At 34.7% G+C, this 16,853-nt stretch carries 19 protein-coding genes and 1 tRNA gene; 8 read left to right on the top strand and 12 right to left on the bottom strand.

The annotated features are described in order from the left end of the window. Window positions 1–19 precede the first annotated feature (19 nt). Window positions 20–541, top strand: a complete 522-nt coding sequence (locus V6M85_RS01165) for a type 1 glutamine amidotransferase domain-containing protein (protein WP_338601941.1) — start codon at window positions 20–22, stop codon at window positions 539–541. Between the two features lie 24 nt (window positions 542–565). On the opposite strand, the gene V6M85_RS01160 is transcribed toward V6M85_RS01165, so the two are convergent. Genes V6M85_RS01160 through purE form a run of 3 tightly spaced genes read right to left on the bottom strand, consistent with a single transcriptional unit; the run spans window position 566 to window position 2,467 of the window. Further along, window positions 566–925: a winged helix-turn-helix domain-containing protein gene (locus V6M85_RS01160; RefSeq protein ID WP_338601939.1), complete on the bottom strand. Its 360-nt coding sequence runs from the start codon at window positions 923–925 to the stop codon at window positions 566–568. Beyond that, complete coding sequence (gene purK / locus V6M85_RS01155; RefSeq protein WP_338601937.1) at window positions 922–2,019, bottom strand: 5-(carboxyamino)imidazole ribonucleotide synthase; 1,098 nt, start codon at window positions 2,017–2,019, stop codon at window positions 922–924. The genes V6M85_RS01160 and purK overlap by 4 nt, the downstream gene beginning before the upstream one ends. Beyond that, window positions 1,991–2,467, bottom strand: a complete 477-nt coding sequence (purE, locus tag V6M85_RS01150) for a 5-(carboxyamino)imidazole ribonucleotide mutase (protein ID WP_338601935.1) — start codon at window positions 2,465–2,467, stop codon at window positions 1,991–1,993. Before purE ends, purK begins: the two co-directional genes overlap by 29 nt. Before the next feature lie 34 nt (window positions 2,468–2,501). Between purE and V6M85_RS01145 the strand changes: the two genes are divergently transcribed. Further along, complete coding sequence (locus tag V6M85_RS01145; protein WP_338601933.1) at window positions 2,502–3,416, top strand: FAD-binding protein; 915 nt, start codon at window positions 2,502–2,504, stop codon at window positions 3,414–3,416. A gap of 13 nt (window positions 3,417–3,429) precedes the next feature. Here the strand turns inward: V6M85_RS01145 and V6M85_RS01140 are convergent, their stop codons facing one another. Both V6M85_RS01140 and V6M85_RS01135 read right to left on the bottom strand, forming a co-directional pair. After that, window positions 3,430–3,714, bottom strand: a complete 285-nt coding sequence (locus tag V6M85_RS01140) for a helix-turn-helix domain-containing protein (protein WP_338601931.1) — start codon at window positions 3,712–3,714, stop codon at window positions 3,430–3,432. Further along, window positions 3,714–4,745, bottom strand: a complete 1,032-nt coding sequence (locus tag V6M85_RS01135; protein ID WP_338601929.1) for a hypothetical protein — start codon at window positions 4,743–4,745, stop codon at window positions 3,714–3,716. Before V6M85_RS01135 ends, V6M85_RS01140 begins: the two co-directional genes overlap by 1 nt. 114 nt (window positions 4,746–4,859) lie before the next feature. On the opposite strand from V6M85_RS01135, the gene V6M85_RS01130 reads away from it, so the two are divergent. From V6M85_RS01130 to V6M85_RS01120, 3 genes are all read left to right on the top strand, one after another. Next, the gene (locus V6M85_RS01130; protein ID WP_338601926.1) at window positions 4,860–5,306 is read left to right on the top strand and encodes a glycine cleavage system protein H; all 447 of its coding nucleotides are present in this window, start codon (window positions 4,860–4,862) and stop codon (window positions 5,304–5,306) included. A gap of 1 nt (window position 5,307) precedes the next feature. Next, complete coding sequence (locus V6M85_RS01125; protein WP_338601923.1) at window positions 5,308–6,408, top strand: lipoate--protein ligase; 1,101 nt, start codon at window positions 5,308–5,310, stop codon at window positions 6,406–6,408. Between the two features lie 175 nt (window positions 6,409–6,583). Beyond that, window positions 6,584–7,225, top strand: coding sequence for a hypothetical protein (locus tag V6M85_RS01120; protein WP_338601921.1), 642 nt, complete (start codon window positions 6,584–6,586; stop codon window positions 7,223–7,225). Here V6M85_RS01120 and V6M85_RS01115 read toward each other — a convergent pair. The 4 genes from V6M85_RS01115 to V6M85_RS01100 all read right to left on the bottom strand — a co-directional run bounded on the left by V6M85_RS01115 (window position 7,215) and on the right by V6M85_RS01100 (window position 9,959). After that, on the bottom strand, window positions 7,215–7,547 hold the full coding sequence (locus V6M85_RS01115) for a hypothetical protein (RefSeq protein ID WP_338601918.1): 333 nt from the start codon (window positions 7,545–7,547) through the stop codon (window positions 7,215–7,217). The genes V6M85_RS01120 and V6M85_RS01115 overlap by 11 nt on opposite strands. Before the next feature lie 43 nt (window positions 7,548–7,590). Then, window positions 7,591–8,007 carry an OsmC family protein gene (locus V6M85_RS01110; RefSeq protein ID WP_338601915.1) on the bottom strand — a complete coding sequence of 139 codons (417 nt, stop codon included), beginning with the start codon at window positions 8,005–8,007 and terminating at the stop codon, window positions 7,591–7,593. Then, window positions 8,004–8,450 (bottom strand): hypothetical protein, encoded by a 447-nt coding sequence (locus V6M85_RS01105; protein ID WP_338601913.1) that lies wholly within the window; start codon window positions 8,448–8,450, stop codon window positions 8,004–8,006. Before V6M85_RS01105 ends, V6M85_RS01110 begins: the two co-directional genes overlap by 4 nt. A 192-nt stretch (window positions 8,451–8,642) precedes the next feature. Then, the gene (locus tag V6M85_RS01100) at window positions 8,643–9,959 is read right to left on the bottom strand and encodes a class II fumarate hydratase (RefSeq protein WP_338601911.1); all 1,317 of its coding nucleotides are present in this window, start codon (window positions 9,957–9,959) and stop codon (window positions 8,643–8,645) included. 90 nt (window positions 9,960–10,049) lie between these two features. Here V6M85_RS01100 and V6M85_RS01095 point away from each other — a divergent pair, with 90 nt between their 5' ends. From V6M85_RS01095 to V6M85_RS01085, 3 genes are read left to right on the top strand one after another with little or no spacing between them, the layout of a single operon-like run. Beyond that, window positions 10,050–10,727, top strand: coding sequence for an ABC transporter ATP-binding protein (locus V6M85_RS01095; protein WP_338601908.1), 678 nt, complete (start codon window positions 10,050–10,052; stop codon window positions 10,725–10,727). Next, window positions 10,724–13,243 (top strand): hypothetical protein, encoded by a 2,520-nt coding sequence (locus V6M85_RS01090; protein WP_422398108.1) that lies wholly within the window; start codon window positions 10,724–10,726, stop codon window positions 13,241–13,243. The genes V6M85_RS01095 and V6M85_RS01090 overlap by 4 nt, the downstream gene beginning before the upstream one ends. Continuing rightward, on the top strand, window positions 13,240–14,436 hold the full coding sequence (locus tag V6M85_RS01085) for an ABC transporter permease (protein ID WP_338601905.1): 1,197 nt from the start codon (window positions 13,240–13,242) through the stop codon (window positions 14,434–14,436). The genes V6M85_RS01090 and V6M85_RS01085 overlap by 4 nt, the downstream gene beginning before the upstream one ends. Before the next feature lie 157 nt (window positions 14,437–14,593). Here the strand turns inward: V6M85_RS01085 and V6M85_RS01080 are convergent, their stop codons facing one another. From V6M85_RS01080 to V6M85_RS01070, 3 genes are all read right to left on the bottom strand, one after another. Beyond that, window positions 14,594–15,076, bottom strand: coding sequence for a MarR family winged helix-turn-helix transcriptional regulator (locus V6M85_RS01080; protein ID WP_422398130.1), 483 nt, complete (start codon window positions 15,074–15,076; stop codon window positions 14,594–14,596). 34 nt (window positions 15,077–15,110) lie between these two features. Continuing rightward, window positions 15,111–15,184, bottom strand: a tRNA-Ala gene (locus tag V6M85_RS01075). An 82-nt stretch (window positions 15,185–15,266) separates the two neighbouring features. Beyond that, complete coding sequence (locus tag V6M85_RS01070; RefSeq protein WP_338601902.1) at window positions 15,267–16,793, bottom strand: ammonium transporter; 1,527 nt, start codon at window positions 16,791–16,793, stop codon at window positions 15,267–15,269. Window positions 16,794–16,853 lie beyond the last annotated feature (60 nt).

The following is a 16,853-nucleotide window of genomic DNA, read 5'->3' as shown; positions in this document are numbered from 1 at the left end:
CTGCTTGAGAAATTATAGTATGGAACCTAAGAAGGTCTTGTTCCTAGTTGGAGAGGAGTTCGAGGATATAGAATTGTTATATCCTTTCTATAGAGTAATGGAAGAGGGCTTTAAGCCAGTAATAGCGTGGAAGGAAGCTAATAGTAAGGTCACTGGAAAACATGGATATACTGTAGTTTCCGATATATCATTTAAAGACGTCAGACCAGAAGATTACGTAGCGTTAGTTATACCTGGCGGTAGAGGCCCAGAGCATATAAGAACCTTAGAAGAAGTTAAGAATATAACCAGAAAATTCTTTGAGCTAAAGAAACCAGTTGCTGCAATATGCCATGGTCCACAGATATTGATATCTGCAAATTTAGTTAAAGGAAGAAAATTAACATCAGTAGCCTCAATAAAGGATGATGTAATAGCAGCGGGAGGAATGTATATAGATGATAGTGTAGTGGTTGATGAAAATTTGATCTCATCAAGAGTTCCCAGCGATTTACCACAGTTTGCATCAACGTTAATTAAAGCCTTAAAAGCCATAAAATAAATAAAAAAGAGACTTGATATAAAACTACTGGCTATTAATTTTTTCATCATTCAAAATTTCGTTTATCTTCTTATTATACTTCTCTAATAGTTGTGAAATATCTTTCTCTGCTTCTTCATATATACTTAATATCTTGTCTAACTTATCACTGACCTTAGAGCCTCCGGCATTCTTTCCACCTTTTTTCATCTCTACAGAATCAGTCAAAATTTCGTTTATTCTTTTAACATACTCCCAAGCGAACTTATACGATACCCCTACAGATTTAGAGGCACTTGATAAAGATCCGGTTTGCTCAATGGCTCTTAATAGCCTCACTCCACCTTTACCAATAAGTGGTTTGCCTCCCTCTGTCTCAATCCAAATTTTAAATTTGAACTTCATAAATCTAACCCATTAGGATAAATTAGTTGCATAATTTTATCAATTTTTTGCTTAACGTCTTCAAGATTATCTCCTACTACATTTACATGCCCCATTTTCCTTCTCTTTCTAACCTCAGCCTTAGAGTACCAATAAACTTTCCCATATTTTAATACCTCGGATGGTATCCTATCTGTTCCTAATATGTTTACCATCCCACTGGGTGAAATAACGGTTGCCGGACCTAAATCCATTCCAATTATGGCTCTTAAATGTTGCTCAAATTGGGATATAAGCGCACCATCCAGAGTATAATGTCCCGTATTATGAACTCTAGGTGCAAATTCATTAATTAACACCCTACCCTTTACTACAAAGACCTCTACACCCATAGTGCCAATATAGTCCAACTCTTCAGATAATCTTTTAGCTACATTAACTATCTCTTGATTGTTATAAGGACCATAGTTATACACTAGAATACCTTTCTCATTATAATTATACGTGGGTGGATAGTTGATAAAGACTCCCTTCTTGTCTCTTACAATTATAACTGAAGCCTCAAAATCAAACTTAACATATTCCTCTACGACCATCTTATCCTTTTTCTCCCTAAGAAAATCATATTTTTCTACATCGTTGAATATAAAATACTGCCCTTTCCCATCATATCCTCCTTTAGATTCCTTTATCACCCCAGTATTGTTAAATTCGTCCTTCAATATTTTTAACGCCTCTTCGCCGTTTTCGGCCACGAAAAATCTAGGAGTTGGCAGATTGTGCTCCTTGTAAAAAAGTTTCTCTTTATATCTTTCTCTCTTTAATTCAACTGAGTTAAGTCTAGGAAGGAGTTTACCATTATCTTCAGCATATTCTAAAGCCTTATCATAAACATGCTCAAATTCAAACGTAACAATATCTGAATTATCGACAAATTCCCTATATTCTTGAGGAGAAAAACATCTATCAGCTATTTTACAGCCTGGTGCATTTTTATCGTTCTCTAAAACGTAAAAAGTAAACGGAAATTTTCTACCCTCTAATATCATCATCCAGCCTAGTTGTCCTCCTCCTAGAATCCCGATTTTAGGCTTCCAGTCTAGTATTGAGGACATCATCTCTCATACTTTCTGCGAATTTTTTAATTTTTTCTGCTAAATCTTTATACTTTATTCCTAAGATTCTTATTGCTAATAGCGCGGCATTCTTGGCTCCCCCTATTGCCACAGTAGCAACAGGTACCCCATAGGGCATCTGAACTATTGAGAGCAAGGAATCAAGACCATTTAAGTTTTTTGAGGGAATCGGAACTCCTATAACTGGAAGATGTGTATTAGAAGCTACCATACCAGGTAAATGGGCTGCACCCCCAGCTCCAGCTATGATAACTTCTATACCTCTTTCTGAGGCTTCTTTGGCATATTGCATCATAAACTCTGGCGTTCTGTGAGCTGAAACTACCCTAACCTCATAATCAACATTAAATTGTTTTAAAATTTCAACTGCTTCTTTCATATATTCCCAATCATTCTTACTTCCCATAATTACGGCTACTTTTGGCACATTAGGAAGTGGGTTTTAGGGTTAAATATCTTTTTTGGCAAAGAAAATACTTGTGATAGAAGTAAAACCTATCGACGAAAACGAGATCTACCAACTAATTAAGGATTCTAAGAAGAATGGTAAAAAAATAGGAGTGAAAGGATTTGGTAATCACACAAGAAGAGAAATTAATTGCGATATATTGATAAAAACTACTGAGACTCTTAATAACTTTGAAATAAAAGGTAACACAATAGTAGCTGATAGCGGGGCCGATGTAAAAAAGATCAGAGAAGAAGTCTTACAGAATGATCTACTTTTCCCGTCAATCTATGATGGAAGTATAGGAGGGCTTTTAGCATTAAATGAGCCATCCAGTATATCTACAGCTTTTGGAACGCCTTGGGATTTCACGGAGTGGGTAGATTTCATAACTGTCTTTGGTAAAATTAGATGGAGAATAGCTATAGGTTCTCAAGGCTTATTGGGAATAATAACGAAAGCTAACATGAAATTGTATCAGAGACCTAATAGGGTGTTCATTTATGAGAGGGAATTAGATGAAATTAAGGAATTTAGACTTCAGTTGAAAAAATTAATAAGTTTGAAACCACTCGCATTACTAGTCGAATATGAGGGAGATAAGAAAGCATTTGAACTTCATGCTTCATATACTATTGAGCATAATTTGGAAAATTATTCTAAAGATGAGGGAATCCCAGTAATATCTGAAGTTTCGAATAAAAACGGTTATGTAGTGGAAGTAAAGGACTTTATTGAGGACTTTATAACTATTGTAGAAAAAGTTTCTCCATATTACATGTATGGAATATATGGGGTTAATCTTCTTAAGGTTTATGTAGCTGATGACTCTTCACTGAAGGATTTTAGATATTATCCTAGTAATGATACCAACCCTGTTTTTTACAAACTTAAGCGAATCATAGATTATTATAATATATTTGCATAATTCTATAACTAATTTAACAATCAAATTTAGTGCATAGAACTGTTTCCATTTCGTTTACTAAATCTCTTAGGTAAATGAAGTTTTTATATAGCATCTCAATACCATATTCTGTTATTTCCACTATTACATCATCTCTTATATACGCCTTCTTTTGTATGTATCCCTTCTTCTCTAATTTCTTTATGGTTTTTACAAGATTCTTACGCGGAAGTCCAGTATACTCCTCTATCTCTCTCACACTTAATTCTCCCTCTGATAATAAGGTTAGTATAGCTAGTTCCTTTATATTCACCAGCATCACTTCTTACTAGATAATATTGCTAAGGCTAATAAAAAAGCTATAACGCCACTGCTCAATAATAAAAGGCTTATATTTGGGAAAAAATAATCTACTAGATACCCTAACATCCAGCCTAACCCCTGCATGAGATTTATGAACGCGTAATCGTACGGAGTTCTCCTTGACGAGAAATACTCAAGAGTCAACGGTATTATAGCCTCCCAACAACCAAAGAAAATTCCAAAAATTGGAGAAATGAAATAAATAGAGGTTAATGAAAAAAGAAGGAGAGACAATGAAAGAAAGTACTTCTTAACAGACATGAATCTTGACGCAGAGTAACTTAGTATCATTCCCAAAATTTCCGCTAAGGTTGCTATAACCCCTAGTTGTTCCTTCGTTAGGCCGAAATGTTGGTAAATAGCTAAATAGAGGTAGGGAAATTCCATAGCTATGGGCAAAATTAGGAAGATAGTTATAAACGAACTCCTATTTACTACTAGATTTAGAGAACTCTGATCTCTTGTTAAAGCGTATTTTTTGAAATTTAGCATAGGCAAAAATGATGATGCCAATATGGTACCGCTTATTATAAATAGAGCTCTCAAGCCTAAATATTGACTTATAACGCCACCTATACTAGGCATTATTATTGATGGAATGATTGACAAGGACCATATCCTCGTTATAACGCCTTCTCCTATCTCAGACATGAGGGTATAATAAGAAGGGAAAGAGATCGAAATAAAGTAATTAACTGTCATAAATAAGACTGCCTCATAAATATTGCGTGAAAAGGATAAAAGTATGATACCTATCCCACCACTTAACATGCCGATAATTATTGGAAGAACCTTGTTGAATCTACTTATCATAGCCCCTATTAGGGGCAAAGGCAAAGAAACTGCTTGAAAAATAGCGAAAAATAGGCTGAGTTTAGATTCCATTACGAAATGCGATAGATATATAGAGATAAAGGGATAGTACATATAATACGCAACACTCCAAATAATCCAACTTCCAAGTAGCAATCTTTCATTAGATTCCATGTTCAAATATTCAAGGTGATCAAAAATAAGATTTCGTTATTCTCATTTTTCTGATATGTGCTTTCTAAAGCAAACTTTTTTAGTTAATTGGAGTTATTATAATACTGATCAGAAATGGTAGTTGAATCAAACTGTGAATTACCAGAAAACTTATACTACTATATTGAAGGTAAAAATACCGTTTGGGCTAGGTTAGAAGGCTCTGATACAATAGTAGTAGGAATAACGGATCTAGCACAAACAATGGCGGGAAAAATAGTTAAGGTTAGAATAAAGAAAAAAGGTACTAAAGTTGAGAAGGGAAGGCCAGTAGCAACTATGGAGAGCGGGAAATGGGCTGGTCCAGTTCCCGCACCAGTTACTGGAGAGGTAATCGAAGTCAACGCTGAAGTTGAGAAGAGCCCAGTTATTATTAATCAAGATCCCTACGGAAAAGGATGGCTAGTAAAAATGAAAATTAGTAATCCAGAAGAGCTGAAACAATTATTTAGTGGTCAACAAGCAATACAGAAGCTAAAAGAATTGATAGCCTCAGAAAAATTAACTTGTAAGAGGCTATAAAATGAGTTGGAGATTTGTATCTCTCCCTCCACAAGACGGCTACCATATGATTACTTCATTCGTGGCTGTGGCAGAATATATAAATAATGGGGGTAAAAACACATTCTTAGTTTTTTACGCCAAGGAGCCTTTCGTAAATGTAGGAGTTCATCAAGAAGTATGGTTAGAAGTTGACTTAGAATTCGCTAGAAAAATGGGAATACCAGTTGTTAGACGTGACCTAGGAGGAGGAACTGTTGTAATAACCCCAGGTGAGCATGACTACTTTATCGTGATCAGGCAAGAAGATGCACCAAAAAATCCAAATGAATTATATCAGAAATTCTTAACTCCCGTTGTTAATGTTTTACGCTCATACGGCTTAAACGCTAGTTTAAGAGATCAAGACATAGTTGTAAATGGAAAAAAGATCAGTGGAAATGGAGCTATGACCCATGGTAATGCCGTAGTAATAGCCGGCAACATATTGTTAAGCCTTGACGTCGATTTGATTAGCAAATGCATAAAGGTTCCTACAGAAAAATTCAGAGATAAGATGGCTAAGGATATGTCAGAGTGGTTAACATCATTAGAAAAAGAATTAGGGTACATCCCACCTAGAGAAGAGATAAATAAGAAATTAAAGGAAGCTTTTGAGAAAGACCTAGGCATTAAATTTGAGGAAAGCACACTAACGCCTGAGGAAATAGAGCTATGGGAAAAATTAGCTAAAGAAAAAGCTAACGAAGAATGGATATTTTACAAGGATAATAGACATCCTGACATTCACACGGAAAGGTGCGTAAAAATTTCATCGGCAGTGGCCCTTTGCCATGTGGATTATAAGGCTAGAAAGTTATTGAGAATTACGCTGAAGGTTGTAAATAGAAAAATAGACGAGATTTCAATTTCTGGTGATTTCTTCGTAATGTCGCCGAAGGGTTTTATAGAATATTTAGAGGATAAATTAAGAGGTGTACCAGTTCGGATAGATGAAATAAAGGAAGTAATTGTTAATGTATTTAATGAGAAGAAACCCATAATATTTGGTTTTGATGAAAATGACCTAGCAAATGCCATAGCAGAGATCCTTAATAAACCTGAAATTCAAGAAGTAATTTAAAGCTCTTTTTCCTCTCTGTAGAGTAATTAATCTTCATAACGGATTATGTAGATAAATTATAGAATAATATCCGTTAAAGAAATGTATAAGTAGATATAGGAATATTTATCTAAAATGCATAAATGCCTAAATAAAGTAAAGCTTTTTTACTTATCAAATATAATGTAATACATATATGAAAGAGATTGATTTGACATTAGAAAAGGACATGAACATTAAGAAGTTCTTGGTAATGCAAAATATACAATCTAACGAAACTGAGATTATATTTAAATTAGATAGAGAAGGAAAGAATATAGTAGAAGATATATGTAATGAATTGGAATACGATTGTGAAGAATACGAAAAAGATGGAGTATATTCCGTTAAAGTAAAGAAATCATTAGAGATAAAAAATTCTGTAAGTGACACTACGGATATATTAATACCTTTATCCCCAAAAAACGTTAATGAAAGGATTGCTAATCCCATAATTTTAACAATATTTATACCTCAGATTAAGACAGTGTCTACGCTTAAAGAAGGAGTATATCTATTAAGAATAAAGTGGATCATAAGCTGGGATACTCCTTTAACAGTTTATAACGTAAAACTAGACGAATCTAGATACATAGTTAGGTATTTTGCTTCACAAAAAATTCCACTATTTAACATTTTATTTGGATTTGACTTCTACATAACATCTGAAGGAAGCGGGAGTAGAATTAAGGCAAAGGAATGGTATAAGGGACCTTTCAAACAGCTAGCTAAAAATGAAATAGAAAAACACTTGAAGAAAGCTAAGGAGACATTACCAGAATTCTTAATCAAAGTTTAGCTACGTTTCTTATATTATTAATTCTATCTACTAATCTTTCTACTTCTTCTACTTCACTTGCTAATTTAGGATCTTGCTTGATCGTATTAATAATACTTACAAATTCATCCCAATAGCTACCCATGTATACTTCTGGATTATACTTATGCATTGTAATTACTTCAAGTATTATAGTCAGTTTGTTTATCACGCCTATACTTTTCAATTCGTCTTTATACTTTAACATAAGATCATTAACTATGTCTAAAAGCTGTTGAATATAACCAACGATCTCTCTTCTTTCTCTTTCTCCAGGCTTTAATATGGACTCCTCTTCAACCATCAATGACCTCACCGTATATATTTACTAATAGAAATTAAAAAGGTTAGCTTTTGATTTTCCATTTAATATTTACTTTAACATTTCTAGTCAGTGTATCTCTCATCGGACATCTTCTTTCAGCCTCTTGTAATATGTCATTTATTCTATCATCTTGCGATCTAACAACTAATTCATAATTTACCTCTTGTAATCCTGGCGGAATATCGCCCTTTCCTTGAAAACCACTAGTATCCATTTTTCCCTCAATGTATCCTTCAATGGAAATTATTGATACACCTTTCTCTTTTGCTATATAGTATACTGTCAAAATAATACAAGAAATTGCTGATGCTAAGCAAAACTCCTCTGGAGTTGGATACTCTGATCCTAACATACCTATTTTTAGTTCAATATCACTTAAATTTACAATAACCTTATCCCCTTCTAATCTACCTTCCGCGGTAAAAGTTACAATTGTCAACTCATCACACCTATATCCCTTAAAATTGCTGCTTCTATTCCATACTTGATATATAACTGTGTTTTTTCCTCCTCACTAAACCTCTTCCCCATCTTCTCCTCAAGTTTTTCAATTTGTCTTGTGATCACTGTACTAATGTTAGTCTCTATTGATGGTTTATTTACTTTAAACGTATAGTAGATATCTAGCAAAAATTCATACATATCCTCATCCAAATTAAGTAAGTACTTGTCAATAGCAGGAATTAATTGATCATTAACCTTTAACATTTTAGCTTTAAAATACGGCCTCCAAGTTAACATATGAGTCTTAACAAACTCCCAAGAAGGAGGAAATCCCTTATATTCCTCAGCATTTGGTACACTTACCACCTTGTACTCTTCCCCATCAATCTCCACTACAGCCTCAACTTCAAGTTCTAAATTTCCTATTTTCTCCCTCATATAACTTTCCTTAAAACTAAATAGAAAAAATTTTTCCTCTAATAATTATCAAATTTATTATGGTGATCAAATGGCAAAGACAGATAATCCTTGTATACGCGAGTGTTTTTCTCCAACAAGTCAATGGAAATTTATAGATATATCGGATTGCCTAGCGAGATGTAAAGAAATAAATATAACAAAACCTTGATTTTACTTGGCTGTAAAGCCCGGCCTAACTAACTTACTTAAATCTAATATTTTATTTATCTCTTCATCGGTATATCCCAATTCTCTTAAGGCTTCACGTATTGACATACCCTTATTAAGCTTCTTTCCAATTTCTGAAGCCTTGTCATAACCTATTACTGGAGAAAGCACAGTTATAAGTGAAGGAGATGACTCTGCATATCTTTTCATCTTTTCCACATTAGCGACCATCCCATCAATAACTAACGTTGACATTTTTTCTAAGGCTTCAGAAATTAGATCAACTTGAGTAACTATATTATATCCCACTAATGGAATTCCCATTGATAACTCAAATTCGCCTAGCATTGAAGCAAATTGATTAGCATGATCTAATCCCACTACTTGAGCGGAAACTAATAAAGCCGCCTCGACAGTAACTGGATTAGTCTTCCCTGGCATTATGGAACTTCCCGCAATTTCCTCTTGAGTTGGAAGATCGATTTCATTAAGACCAGTGAAAGGTCCAGAGAACATTAGCCTTATATCTTGTCCTAATCTATACAAGTTCACTGCAATATTTCTTAACGAACCACTTAATAATAATAAATCAGTTAGCAGTCTCATTGCCCTAAACCTATTAGCCGGTTTGAAACCTAACCCAGTAATTCTGTTTATCTCATTTATAACTCTTTCTTGAAATTCTGGATGAGTGTTTAGACCAGTTCCCGTTGCAGTTCCACCAATTGGTAATTCTTTAGCATATTCTAAAATATTCAAAATTTGTTCACGTTCGTGTTGAAAGGCATCAGCGTAAGCTGAAAGTTCTTGACCTAAAGTTACTGGCAAGGCGTCTCTTAAGTGTGTCCTGCCGGACTTTATGACGTCTTTATACTGTTCTGCCTTACTATTTAGAGAAGTTATAATTTTTTGTAAGGCTGGAAGTAGCCTATTTGTAACTTCAGCTACTGAAGCTATTCGTATGGCTGTAGGCACAGTATCGTTTGAGGATTGACCAAAATTTACATGATCATTAGGATGAACCTTAAGGTTAGAATAACTAGATGCTAGTTCAGCTATAACTTCATTAACATTCATATTAAGACCAGTTCCAGATCCAGTTTGAAACACGTCCAGAATTATTTTATCATCTAACCTTCCTTCAATTAGATCTTCAGTAGCCCTAATAATTGAATCTGCTATTCTTTTGTCTAATAAACCCAAATCTGAGTTGACTTTAGCACAAGCTTTCTTCAATATTCCCATCGCCCATATGATCCTTCTAGGAAATCTCGTCCCTGTATTCATAAAAAGCTTAGGGGCAGTCTCGGTATATTTCATAAGATTAATGAATGCGGTTATCATATTAAATTTTTATAATAGTTCTCCTTTGAAAAATGTCTTTAACCTACTTTATATAATACCAAATATATGAACGTAGAGAAACTAGAAAATGTTACTAAAGTTTATGAAGGAAGTGTTAAAACAGTAGCACTGAAAGAGATCAATCTAGCAATTGAGGAGGGTGAATTTTTAGCAATATTGGGACCTTCTGGTAGTGGAAAATCCACGTTATTATCCATTTTGGGAGTATTAGATAGACCGTCTAAAGGTAAGGTTTACATTTATGAAAAGGATATAACGCTTCTAAGTGACAGTGAAATTTCTAAAATCAGAAATGAATACATAGGCTTTGTATTTCAAAATTTCAATCTAATTCCTAGATTAAGTATTCTACAAAACGTTGAATTGCCATTAGTAGCTAGGGGTGTACCAAAAAAGAAAAGAGAAGAGATTGCATTGGCTTCGCTAAAACTCGTAGGACTAGATGGATTAGCTAGTAAGAAACCAAGTGAACTTTCTGGCGGACAACAGCAAAGAGTTGCCATAGCCCGCGCTTTGGCTCAGAATCCGAAAATAATATTAGCTGATGAACCTACTGGCAATTTAGACAGTTTTAACGCCAAAATCGTAATGGATATATTCAAAAGAGTAAATGAGGAATTAAAAACCACAATAGTAGTAGTTACACATGATAAGGAAGTCGCTAGTTATGCTAGAAGAAGAATATACATCAAAGATGGTAAGATCGTTGGTGAAGAAAGTTGATAAAGCATAAAATACGCTCTTTATTACTATCCCTATTCCTTCTTCTACCATTACTTTCTATACTACTAACAAGCTCACAAACAACAATAGTAGTCTCTAGCTGGGGTTGGGGGACACCAGAAAATCCGATTTTAGCATATCCAGGCTATAATGATACGCCATTTTACGTAATAGTTTCTCAACCTATTGGATATCAAATAGTGTATGCCTATCTAATTTTATCTGGAACCCCTATAGTATCGGAAGGGGGAAATAACATAGCTTATGGTTCTGTATCCTCATCCTCATTAACAACATCACAAATAACATTCTTTCTTAATGTCGAAAAGGACGCTAAACCGGGTACATATAATGTTCCATTAGTAATAATATACCAAAATGCCGTTACTGGATCAGAGAGCCAAATAGCACAAGAAATAACTATAGAGATAAATAATGTAACCTTTCCAATTTTGGATCAAGTTTTCTGGGGAACAACACAACAGTTAACTTTTGCCCAAGTAGGAGAAGGTTTAATTCCCCTAACTTTTAGTGTTTTTAATCCGACAACTGAGCCGATGTTAAATGTAACCTTAACAGTATTCTTACCCAAAGGGATATACTCGCAAAGTGGAAGTCAAAGGTTAGCTATAATAATACCAGCCTTACCAGCTGGCGAACCAGAATTCATTTCCACAATCGTGAATGTGAGTAATATTATAAGACCTGGAGTATACTATTTGAATTACTCATTTTCGTTTTCTAATTTCTTGGGGTACTATTATAGCCAAAAAGGTAATCAAAGCATCAATATTACGATATATCCACAAGCTAGACTCAATATTTACTCTAATCCTATTCAATCTACACCAAATAATATAACAGTGCTAGTAGTAGATATCTCAACGAACGTTAGTAGCTTCATCGCAAGTGTGAGACCAGTTACTATTTCCGATTTAGTAATAATATCTTCAAATTTTATGCCAGCGTTTTTATCACCTGGACAGAACATAATCTACTCCTTTAAAATATACGTTCCTCAAGGAATATTGCCCTCAGTATACCCTATCCCAATAGAAATTAATTACACTTCGTTAGGCCAAAAGTTAACTACAGTTTATCTAACTTACGCGAATATTTATTATAATCAAACACCCCAAATAGTTGAAGCAATATGGAACTCAAGCATAACACCATTCCCTGGTATAGGCGTAATTCCCTTAACGCTATTTGTTTATAATCCATTACCGTATCCAATAACTGCTGTTAATATATCGTATAAGTTCCCATCTGGCTTAATTCCATTACAACCATTTATCTTCATTCCCGGAATTCCACAATACGATACCATACCAGTAACAATACCAATTGAAATAACACCAAATGCTTCCGTAGGATTAATCAATTTTGATTATAAAATAAGCTATAACCAAGATAAGATGGTAACTGGAAATAATAGTATATACATCTTACCTCCTGCCCCAGTTATAATAGAAGCTAATAACACGGAAATAAACGAGGGGAGCTATAACGTTATACCCATAAGAGTTGTAAATCTCGGACCGGAATACGTTTATAATGTAAATCTAATTGCAATTGCTCAAGGTCTAGAAATCATAGCCTCAGTCAATAGTACCATACCATTTATAAAGCCAAATACATCAGTAGTTTATTATTATACTATTTATGCTCCTCAAAGCTTACCACCAGCTGTTTATCCATTAGTTATAAAATTAGCTTACACCTATTTTACCAGCGAAATAGTTAGAACATTCACCATACCAATACTCGTAACTTCCTTACAATCTCCACTCATAATTTCTTTTCTTAAGACTACAGTATATTATAATTCCAATAATACTGAAATATTAACATTACAAAATCTAGCTAACTTCACAATATATGATATAAGATTAGATATAAGCTATCCCACACAAGAAATTTATCTATCACAAAACCAATTATACATACCATATTTGCCTCCCAATTTTATATATACAATACCATTGTACGTGATTCCTCAGATACCGCAAACAATGTCTATACCAATTGTAATAACTGCAAGCTACATATCAAAACAAGGAACCCCACAAACATACCAATATCAGCTAAATCTACTTAGCACTGGCTTCGTAAAGATGGAAATAACACAAGTTTCTGCCCAGATTGTTAATAACACTCTTGTAATAAATGGACTACTTATAAATACGGGATCACAGAATGCGCAATACGTTAGTGTATCCGTTAATAATTACTCTTCAATTTATATTGGAAATATACCTCCAAATAGCCCAACGCCATTTTCCTTCACTTTATCATTACCTCCGGGTTATTATAAGTTCAACATAACCGTATCTTATGAGAATGAGTTATACCAATCTAATATAACGTCGTATGTACTAAGTTATGTCATATCGTACCCAACTTCAACAAATAATCAAGAAAGAATACCAGTAACTACAATATCATTTTTAGGAATAATAGTTATTCTAGTAATAATTATAGTATATCTAAGTCTGAGAGGACTGAGAAAATGAAAATACTGGATTTCATATCATATGCATTTACCTCACTAAGGGAGAGGAAAGTAAGAGCAATATTAACAATTCTTGGTATAGTAGTAGGCCCTGCTACTATAATATCAATAAATTCCATGGTCCTAGGATATTCCCATACAATAGTTACTGAGATTTCCAATTATCTTTCTCCTTACGACATCATTGTAACGCCAACTGGAAGAGGGCTAAGTTTAACTCAATATCTTATACTTCAGTTAGAGTCAATATTTGGAGTTAAAATGGTAATTCCTTTCTATTCTTTTCCAGCATTAATCAGAACTTCAAATGGGCTTGAAGGGGCAACAATTTTCGCTGTTAATATAGCTCAACTTAAAATCGCGGCCCCAGCCATGAGTCTATCTCAAGGATACTATCCTGGAGCTGAGGTAAGCTACGAAGCCGTAGTGGGATACCAATTAGGAAATCCACAAGGTGGATATACTCCAATAAAAATAAATCAAGTTATACAAACAATAATATTTTATAATGGAAATAATTTCAGTAAAACATTTCTAGTAACTGGAATCCTTAACGAGTATGGGAGTTTTTTGGGTGTAGATGTAGATAGATCGATAATTGTGCCGTTATCGTTTGGTCAGGATATTTCAAGCTCCTATAGTGGAGCTATAATAATTGTAAGTTCATTAGGTGACGTCAATTATGTTGTTAACCAAATAAAGCAAAAATTCGGTGACTCTTTAAATATAGTAGTTGCTGAAGAATTCATACAACTAATAGACAGTACTTTACAATCCCTTAACGGATTATTAGTATCTGCAGGTGCCACTTCCTTTGTAGTCTCGTTCATGGGAGTAACCACAACTATGTTCACAACAGTAGTTGAAAGAACAAAAGAAATAGGGATACTTAGAGCTTTAGGATTTACTCAATTTGATGTACTTTTGCTATTTCTAACTGAAGCTAGTATCATGGGATTTATAGGTAGTATAATAGGATTAGGTATAGGCTCTTTAGTAGCTACATTACTTACTCAAGAACATTTTGGACTAGGTTTCAGCTTCTTAAAAGGACTTTCAGTTACACCAGTGTTCTCACTGGTATTTATGTTAGAAGTGCTAGCATTTTCTACAATCTTAAGTGTATTAGCAGCCTTTGGTCCAGCTTATAGAGCATCAAAACTAGATCCAAATAAAGCATTAAGGTATGAGTAAATTATACGGTTTAGCACGAATTTGTTTAATTGCCTTCATGGATCTCTGGTCCAAATCACCACCATTCATAGATTGATTATTTATGCATTATTACACATATGAAATAGATTTACAGTATCTTATAAATTCACATTAGCTATGCTTAGAGATAAACATGTTAGGAAGATAATTTTAGAAAGATCCTCTCAATCTCCCTTATCTCGTCTTCACTTAATTTACTCAGGAATGATGATAATACATTTAGAAAAATTTTCCTACTCTCAGCTAATTTTTCCCTTCCCTTATCTGTTAATTCGACGTAAATTACTCTTCTATCACTCTCACTTCTGACCCTTTTAACGAGATTCTTCTCTTCAAGTCTGTCAATTATACTGGTTAACCCAGCTTTAGTTAGCATATATTTTTCGGCAACTCTACTCATTGGAATCTTACCTTCATCGTCTAAAGCACACATCACTTTAAACTCAAAATATGATAGACCAATTTGTTCAAGAGCCTTATCAGTTTCCTTGTTTATTTTCCTTGTTAAACCAGTTATGAGATCCCAAACTTCCGAATATTTAGTTGTTACTATCATAGTTAAATATCTAACTTTGTAAACAAAAAGTTTTTTCTTAATATCAGTGCTACAATGGATCATCATACCTCAAGCCGCCCATCGCTCATCATAATAGTGGACCGGCCGGGATTTGAACCCGGGACCTCTCGGGTGCGAACCGAGCACTCTTCCAGGCTGAGCTACCGGCCCTCTATTTAAAGATTAATTAACAAGTTATTAAGTATTCAGACAATATTCGCAGGATATAGAAAAATTATTCATATTATTAAGATTATTCAGGATCTTTCTCTTCCTTTTCTTCCTCCTTTGGTAAGATAGTTTGTTCTTTAACTTTGACAGTTTCAGGTATACTAGCTAATAATTCAGAGTAAGCCACCTCACCGTGAATAGCATAGTCTCCTATGGCTAAATCTTGAGGTGGAGCTTGCAGTGGTATGAATATACCTATTAATTTTAAAAGTCCAAATGTTATGGCAAAGTCGTATACACATACTATTACTGCTGCAAGTGCTTGAATACCTAGTTGATATAAGTTACCATATAATGCACCCCTTAATCCAGGGGCTACAAATTGAGTCACAGCAGGATTTGCAAAGACTCCGGTTAGCAAACCACCGAGTATTCCAGCAATTCCATGCGTCGAAAAGACCCCTAAGGTATCATCGACTCTTAGCTTTGGTTCTAACCAATATAATGCCATCCATGGAATACTTCCAGAGGCAATTCCTATCAGTGCAGATTCCCATCCGTTAACATAGCCTGCTGCTGGAGTTATAGCGACTAGACCAGTTATTGCACCACTTGTAGCTCCAATTAATGTAGGTTTCCCTAAGAATTTCATATCCATCAAAATCCATACAACCGCACTTACTGCAGTTGCAATATTCGTGTTCAAAACTGCTATTGCTGCGTCAATCGTAGCTCCTAAGGGATCACCGCCATTAAACCCATCCCATCCTAACCATATTAATCCAGCTCCAACTAATATTAAAGGTAAACTATGAGCTTCTAATTTCCTTTCGGAAGCTAATCTAGGTCCTACAGCCAAAGCAGCAGCTAAAGCACCTATTCCAGCATCAACATGTATGACATATCCTCCAGAGAAATCTACAGCGCCCATCTGATTTAGCCATCCTCCTGCAAATAGCCAATAAGCTACTGGGCTATATACCAATAAAGACCATAAAGGAACAAAAACCATCCAAGCTTTGAAGTTCATTCTTTCTAATACTCCACCAGCTAGAAGAATAGGAGTTATTGCGGCGAATACAAACTGGAAGAAAATAAACGTCGCAGTAGGTATGTTGGCATGGGCACCGCTGGGACCGTATGTTGTTTGTGACGCTTCAAAGAGCCCACTCCACGCTGGGACAGGATAACCAAATATGCCATAACCTTTGATTGAAAGAAGGGCTGGATATCCAAATCCAAAGTTATACCCCGCTATCATCCAAATTACTAATACCGCGGCAAACGCATAAAATATCATTAATGCTGAATTTACAGCATACTTCTTCTTCGAAAGTCCAGCATAATATAACGCTACACCGGGAACGCTCTGCAGGCCAACGAACGTAGCTGCAGTTAACATCCAGGCGTTACTTCCAGTGTCTAGCCAAGATGGGACAGCCACTGCAGGATAAGCAGATGTTCTATTCAAAATAGATTGAACCGTCTGATTCAACTGCTGAATAGCGGTAGAATTGCTGGTTGTTTGAGAATGAGCTAATACATTACTAATTAATAAAAACAATATAATTTGGCTAATAATTATTGCCTTTATCTTCCATTGCTTCATGACTACCTAGATATCGAAACTCAAAATATTTATTAAGGATTTCCATATATCTGCATAGAA

Source organism: Sulfolobus tengchongensis, assembly GCF_036967215.1.
Classification (GTDB): domain Archaea; phylum Thermoproteota; class Thermoprotei_A; order Sulfolobales; family Sulfolobaceae; genus Saccharolobus; species Saccharolobus tengchongensis_A.
This window is presented reverse-complemented; position numbering and strand designations above follow the sequence as displayed.

Excerpts from the sequence above, each read along its gene's own strand:
- V6M85_RS01095 (WP_338601908.1), top strand. The coding sequence starts at position 10,050 with ATGAACGTAGAGAAACTAGAAAATGTTACTAAAGTTTATGAAGGAAGT.
- V6M85_RS01130 (WP_338601926.1), top strand. The coding sequence starts at position 4,860 with ATGGTAGTTGAATCAAACTGTGAATTACCAGAAAACTTATACTACTAT.
- V6M85_RS01125 (WP_338601923.1), top strand. The coding sequence starts at position 5,308 with ATGAGTTGGAGATTTGTATCTCTCCCTCCACAAGACGGCTACCATATG.
- V6M85_RS01135 (WP_338601929.1), bottom strand. The coding sequence starts at position 4,745 with ATGGAATCTAATGAAAGATTGCTACTTGGAAGTTGGATTATTTGGAGT.
- V6M85_RS01115 (WP_338601918.1), bottom strand. The coding sequence starts at position 7,547 with ATGGTTGAAGAGGAGTCCATATTAAAGCCTGGAGAAAGAGAAAGAAGA.
- V6M85_RS01165 (WP_338601941.1), top strand. The coding sequence starts at position 20 with ATGGAACCTAAGAAGGTCTTGTTCCTAGTTGGAGAGGAGTTCGAGGAT.
- V6M85_RS01105 (WP_338601913.1), bottom strand. The coding sequence starts at position 8,450 with ATGAGGGAGAAAATAGGAAATTTAGAACTTGAAGTTGAGGCTGTAGTG.
- V6M85_RS01100 (WP_338601911.1), bottom strand. The coding sequence starts at position 9,959 with ATGAAATATACCGAGACTGCCCCTAAGCTTTTTATGAATACAGGGACG.
- V6M85_RS01085 (WP_338601905.1), top strand. The coding sequence starts at position 13,240 with ATGAAAATACTGGATTTCATATCATATGCATTTACCTCACTAAGGGAG.
- purK (WP_338601937.1), bottom strand. The coding sequence starts at position 2,019 with ATGTCCTCAATACTAGACTGGAAGCCTAAAATCGGGATTCTAGGAGGA.
- V6M85_RS01140 (WP_338601931.1), bottom strand. The coding sequence starts at position 3,714 with ATGCTGGTGAATATAAAGGAACTAGCTATACTAACCTTATTATCAGAG.
- V6M85_RS01080 (WP_422398130.1), bottom strand. The coding sequence starts at position 15,076 with ATGATCCATTGTAGCACTGATATTAAGAAAAAACTTTTTGTTTACAAA.
- V6M85_RS01160 (WP_338601939.1), bottom strand. The coding sequence starts at position 925 with ATGAAGTTCAAATTTAAAATTTGGATTGAGACAGAGGGAGGCAAACCA.
- V6M85_RS01120 (WP_338601921.1), top strand. The coding sequence starts at position 6,584 with ATGAAAGAGATTGATTTGACATTAGAAAAGGACATGAACATTAAGAAG.
- V6M85_RS01070 (WP_338601902.1), bottom strand. The coding sequence starts at position 16,793 with ATGAAGCAATGGAAGATAAAGGCAATAATTATTAGCCAAATTATATTG.